At 39.6% G+C, this 5,306-nt stretch carries 4 protein-coding genes and 2 pseudogenes; 5 read left to right on the top strand and 1 reads right to left on the bottom strand.

The window, feature by feature from the left end:
* The coding region (gene rlmKL, locus J582_RS24195) for a bifunctional 23S rRNA (guanine(2069)-N(7))-methyltransferase RlmK/23S rRNA (guanine(2445)-N(2))-methyltransferase RlmL (RefSeq protein ID WP_032048793.1) at positions 1-1,459 on the bottom strand (1,459 nt) is incomplete at its 3' end.
* A 228-nt stretch (positions 1,460-1,687) separates the two neighbouring features.
* Here rlmKL and J582_RS24190 point away from each other — a divergent pair.
* The 5 genes and pseudogenes from J582_RS24190 to J582_RS24175 all read left to right on the top strand — a co-directional run.
* The gene (locus tag J582_RS24190) at positions 1,688-2,032 is read left to right on the top strand and encodes a hypothetical protein (RefSeq protein ID WP_002156855.1); all 345 of its coding nucleotides are present in this window, start codon (positions 1,688-1,690) and stop codon (positions 2,030-2,032) included.
* Between the two features lie 123 nt (positions 2,033-2,155).
* A complete protein-coding gene (locus J582_RS24185; protein ID WP_002156826.1) occupies positions 2,156-3,172 on the top strand; it encodes an aspartate carbamoyltransferase catalytic subunit in 1,017 nt (338 codons plus the stop codon).
* A 12-nt stretch (positions 3,173-3,184) separates the two neighbouring features.
* The gene (locus tag J582_RS24180) at positions 3,185-4,420 is read left to right on the top strand and encodes a dihydroorotase (protein ID WP_032048792.1); all 1,236 of its coding nucleotides are present in this window, start codon (positions 3,185-3,187) and stop codon (positions 4,418-4,420) included.
* Between the two features lie 213 nt (positions 4,421-4,633).
* Positions 4,634-4,735 (top strand): annotated as a pseudogene (locus tag J582_RS27395) (hypothetical protein); the annotation flags it as partial.
* 75 nt (positions 4,736-4,810) lie between these two features.
* Positions 4,811-5,306, top strand: a pseudogene (locus tag J582_RS24175) (IS256-like element ISAba26 family transposase); the annotation flags it as partial.

Below are 5,306 nucleotides of genomic sequence, written 5' to 3'. Positions count from 1 at the left end.
TAAAACGTTTTTTTGCTTTTTCAGGATCGATTGTTTTTGGTGGGGCATATTCCTGAACATGTAAACGGTCACCATATAAATCGACAGCGACATTAAAGTCAGGTAAGTCGGCATCGTATAAACGTAAGCAGTAAATATTTTCTTTGGTGGCCCATTTTTTCAAGGCAGTCATATTTTTTTGCAAACGGTTCGCAAAGTCTTGAGCTTCTTCCATTTCAACAGGTTGAGCTTGCCAAGTTGCTAAAAATGGCTGTGTTACTTTTTCTGGTTTGATTGCACCAAAACGAATGTAAATTGGTAACTTACCATTCATTAAACGTAAAGTTTCAGGTGCTTCAAAAGCTAAAACATCTGCTTGTTCAATTTGAGCTGCAATAATGGCTGCATATTGATTTGGGAAATGTTTTTGTAAAAGTGCCGATAACCCTAAGTAAAGAGAGCGGTTTGATGCTTTATCACCTAAACGTTCGCCATATGGAGGGTTAGTCACAATAAAAGCTGTTTTCTTTTCAGCAGCAAAATCTGGCCAGTCAGCTAAAGTACGTTCTTCAATTTGAATTTGGCCTAATAGCTTTTCAAAGCCTGCTGCAATAATGTTTTCACGAGTTGCTTTTACAGCTTCCCAGTCAGCATCAAACGCATAGAACTTAGGTAGTGGTTGCTCAAGCGCTTTTTCATGACGTTCTGCTGCTTCAGCTTTGAGTGAAAGCCAAAGTTCACGGTCATGACCATGCCAGCCATTAAAGCCAAAACGGCGAACAAGACCAGGTGCGCGGTCAGTTAAAATCATTAATGCTTCAATGATAAATGTACCTGAACCACACATCGGGTCGAATACAAGCTCTGGATTACGTTCTTTGAGCTTGGCTTTTTGTAAAATTGCGGCAGCTAGGTTTTCTTTAATCGGTGCATCCGTCATATAACGACGGTAGCCACGTTTATGTAATGAGTCACCAGATAAATCTAGGCAATAAGTATGTTCAGTCTTGCCAGCAAGTACATATAACGTAATTTCTGGTTGTTTAGTATCAATACTTGGACGACGGCCGACAGCTTCCATAAAGGAATCGACTACACCGTCTTTTGCTCTAAGCGTTGCAAATTGGGTATTAACTTTAATTTCACGCTCTGCATGTAAGCGAATAGCAAAGGTACTTTGTGGTGCAAAAATAAGTGACCAGTCAAAGCTCATTGCACCTTCGTAAAGCTCTTCCGCTACATCACGTGCATCATGTGTGTGTTCAAGTTCATAAGTATGGATTGGAAGTAAAACACGAGAGGCAAGACGTGACCACATGCAAATGCGATAAGCATGTTCAAGTGTTCCTTCAATGATTAAACGTCCAGCTTTACGTTCTGTCACTTTGGTGCCAAGCTGTTCTATTTCTTCTTGTAAGAGGCTTTCTAAACCATCAGCACAAGTAATCCAATAGTGGTTTAAACGTAAAGAGGTATTCATAAACTCGATTGACCAAAACATATAAATATTAACGATGCAAAGTTTAACTTATTTTGATGTGTAAAGGTTTTTAAATTATTGCAACCTATCACTTGGCAACCAATAAACTGATTTTTAAAGCTTAAATCCTATAAACTGGTATGTATTTTGCTAAGCCTCTATGAGTAAAGCTTATTTATTAAATGGTTTTTAACCAATTTTATGATTTGAAAGCATAGGGGAATATAAATGAAAGATATGATGGGGAATGGTTTTGTAGCCAATGCGGAAGCTTTTTCAGTGTCCACACAAATATATGTGCGTATGCGTAGGGTCACAGGGAGGGTCATAGATGCATTGTATGTGGTCCAAAATAAAGATTACGCAAAGTATGTAATAGCGCTGGCTTTGGAAACAGATGACGATGAATTAAAACGTTATGTTGAACGATTAAACTCATTGACTGACTCCATACCAGAGCTTCCTCAAAAACAAATCGCGGAAAATGTTCAGTTAAACGAAGAAAAAGAAATCACGGCTGAAGACATTTATCGGGCACAAGTTCCGCACCATTATATTGGTGCTTTAAGGTAATATCGGCATGGCCCTAAATTTTCTGGTCAATTTAGGGTCTTATTCTGTAAAGTTCTTCTGCGAAAAAGATGGAATTCAGCTACACTATGCACGTTTTCGCGATTCGACCCATAGGAATCCATTATGCATATTGCAGCATTGCATCAACCGAGCCAGGTTCAGCTCAATCAAGACGGAAATTTAAAACATTTTTTAACGATTGAGGGCCTTTCAAAAGAAAACCTCACTAAGATTTTAGATACCGCTCAAAGCTTTTTAGACGATAATAATAATTTAATTAACCGCCCGCTTTTAGAAGGACGGACGGTGATGAATCTCTTCTTTGAAAACTCCACACGTACCCGTACTACTTTTGAAGCAGCAGCAAAACGTTTGTCTGCCAATGTATTAAACATTGATATTGCACGATCAAGTACTTCAAAAGGTGAGACTTTACGAGATACGCTTTGGAACCTCGAAGCAATGGCTGCCGATATTTTTGTAGTTCGCCATTCATCTTCGGGTGCTGCACATTTCATTGCTAAAGATGTATGTCCAAAAGTCGCAATTATTAATGCCGGAGATGGACGTCATGCCCATCCAACGCAAGCGATGCTCGATATGCTCACAATTCGCCGTGAGACGAAAAAACCATTTGAAGATTTGAGTGTTGCGATTATTGGTGACATTAAACATTCTCGTGTGGCACGTTCAGATGTGGCTGCACTTCAAACTCTTGGATGTAAAGATATTCGTGTAATTGCACCAAATACATTATTACCAGTTGGTTTTTCAGAATACGGTGATCATGTTCGTTTGTTCAATAACATGGATGAAGGTGTCACTGGTTGTGATGTGATTATTGCGCTACGTATTCAAAATGAGCGTATTGATTCACCAGCGTTATCTTCACAATCTGAATTTTATAGAATGTATGGCTTAAACAAAGAGCGCCTAAGTTTAGCTAAACCGGACTGTATTGTTATGCATCCGGGACCAATGAATCGCGGTGTAGAAATTGATTCGAGTATTGCCGATGGTGACCAGTCTGTGATTTTAAAACAGGTTACTAACGGTATTGCAGTTCGTATGGCTGTACTGGCGTTGTCTATGCAAGGGCAACTTCAAGAACAAGGTTTAATTGAAGCGATTGCGTTGTAAGGAATGGATCACATGAGTATTGTAAAAATTGAAAATGTACGTGTGTTAGACCCAATCCAAAAAACAGACAGCGTACAAACTGTATATATTCAAGACGGTAAGCTCGTTGCTCCAGTCGAACAAGTTGAACAAACTATTGATGGGCAAGGCAAATGGTTAATGCCGACCATGGTTGATTTGTGTGCACGTTTGCGTGAACCGGGCCAGCAGCAGCATGGGACGTTGAAATCAGAAGGTAAAGCTGCACGTGCTAATGGTATTTTGCACGTGATTACCCCACCAGACTCAAAGCCAATTGTGCAAGACAATGGTGCTCTCATTCATGGTTTGATTGAAAAGGCTTGGCATGACGGCGGTATTCATCTGCATATTATTGGTGCTCAGACTCAAGGCCTAAATGGTAAACAACCAGCAAATATGGCAGGTCTTAAAAAGGGTGGGTGTACTGCTGTTTCAAATGCAAATGCTGCTTTTGAAAATGATGATGTTGTTGTCCGCACGCTTGAGTATGCTGCGGGTCTCGGTCTAACAGTAGTGTTCTATGCTGAAGAGCCGCAACTTGCTAAAGATGGCTGTGCTCATGAAGGCTTTATCGCATCGCGTCAAGGTTTGCCAATGATTCCTGCAATTGCTGAAACTGTAGCGATTGCAAAATACTTGCTTATGATTGAAGCGACAGGTGTCAAAGCTCACTTTGGCTTGTTGTCTTGCGGTGCATCGGTTGAATTAATTCGTGCAGCAAAAGCGAAAGGTTTACCTGTTACTGCCGACGTCGCAATGCACCAGTTACATTTAACTGAACAATTAACGGATGGCTTTAACTCACTTGCACATGTTCGTCCACCATTACGTTCTAAGCAAGATAAAGAGCTTTTACGCCAAGGTTTAAAACAAGGTGTAATTGATGCAATTTGTACGCATCACGAACCATTAAGCAGTTCAGCGAAAATGGCTCCATTTGCTGAAACCCAACCGGGTATTACTGCATTTGATACTTATGTAGCTCTAGGTATCCAACTCATTAATGAAGGCTTATTTGAGCCACTTGAGTGGGTTACTAAAGTAACAAGTGCTCCTGCACAGGTAGCAAACATGACTGCGCGTTGGCAAGCTGAAGCTGGGTGGGTGTTGGTAGATCCTGAACTAAGCTGGACGTTAACTAAAGACACTATCTTGTCTCAAGGAAAAAACACGCCATTACTGGGTCAAAACCTTACTGGTAAAGTAGTACAGACTTTTGCTGTATAGTTTTTAATAGTTAAAAGCTTATTCAAAATATAAACAGGCAGATCATAATGATTTGCCTGTTTTGTAAATACTAGATGGAAAATTGTATATAAATTATTTAAAAGACAACAAAAGATTTCGAGCGCATTAGAATAAAAAACTATCAGCAAAGAGAAGTATTTGAATAATCAAAAAATTGCTGGTTACGACGTATAAGATTCGGGAGAATAAACAATGTCGATAAACCCTATAGAACTGCTTAAAGAAAAAGTATCATCAACAATATTGAATAATCAGGATGGATTCCTAGGCGAAAAAACTAACGCGCTCTCTAAGGGGACTGTTCTAAATTTTGTGTAAGTACTTAATTTTCATTTATCCTTCAGAGGATAATTACAAAAGGTACTTCACATGGATGAAGCAACAATCAAAAGTATGGCTGCCGAATTGGCTAAAGGTCTAAAAACACCAGAAGACTTAAACCAAATGACAGCAGTCTTTAAAAAATTCATGATTGAAACTGCACTCAATACTGAACTTTCAGACCATCTCGGTTATGAAAAGCATCAGCCCAAGAAAGGCTCAAATAGCCGTAATGGGTTTAGTTCTAAAACCATTACAACTCAAGATGGACAACTGGCTTTAGATATTCCCCGTGATCGAGAAGGTTCATTTGAGCCACAAATTATCAAAAAGCACCAAACACGCATCACCAGTATGGATGACCAAATCCTCTCACTGTATGCAAAAGGAATGACTAATAGGGAAATTGTAGCCTTCTTCAAAGAAATGTACGATGCCGATGTGTCAGCATCTCTCATCAGCAAAGTTACCGATGCTGTGATTGAGCAAGTGACTGAGTGGCAAAATAGAGCCTTAGATAGCCTTTATCCTGTTGTCTATCTTG

Source organism: Acinetobacter sp. 1566109 (genome assembly GCF_000582255.1).
Taxonomy (GTDB): Bacteria; Pseudomonadota; Gammaproteobacteria; order Pseudomonadales; family Moraxellaceae; genus Acinetobacter; species Acinetobacter nosocomialis.
Note: the sequence above shows the minus strand (reverse complement) of the source record. Positions and strands in the feature narration are given on the sequence as shown.

Coding starts and splice junctions, on each gene's coding strand:
- J582_RS24190 (WP_002156855.1), top strand. CDS start 1,688: ATGAAAGATATGATGGGGAATGGTTTTGTAGCCAATGCGGAAGCTTTT.
- J582_RS24185 (WP_002156826.1), top strand. CDS start 2,156: ATGCATATTGCAGCATTGCATCAACCGAGCCAGGTTCAGCTCAATCAA.
- J582_RS24180 (WP_032048792.1), top strand. CDS start 3,185: ATGAGTATTGTAAAAATTGAAAATGTACGTGTGTTAGACCCAATCCAA.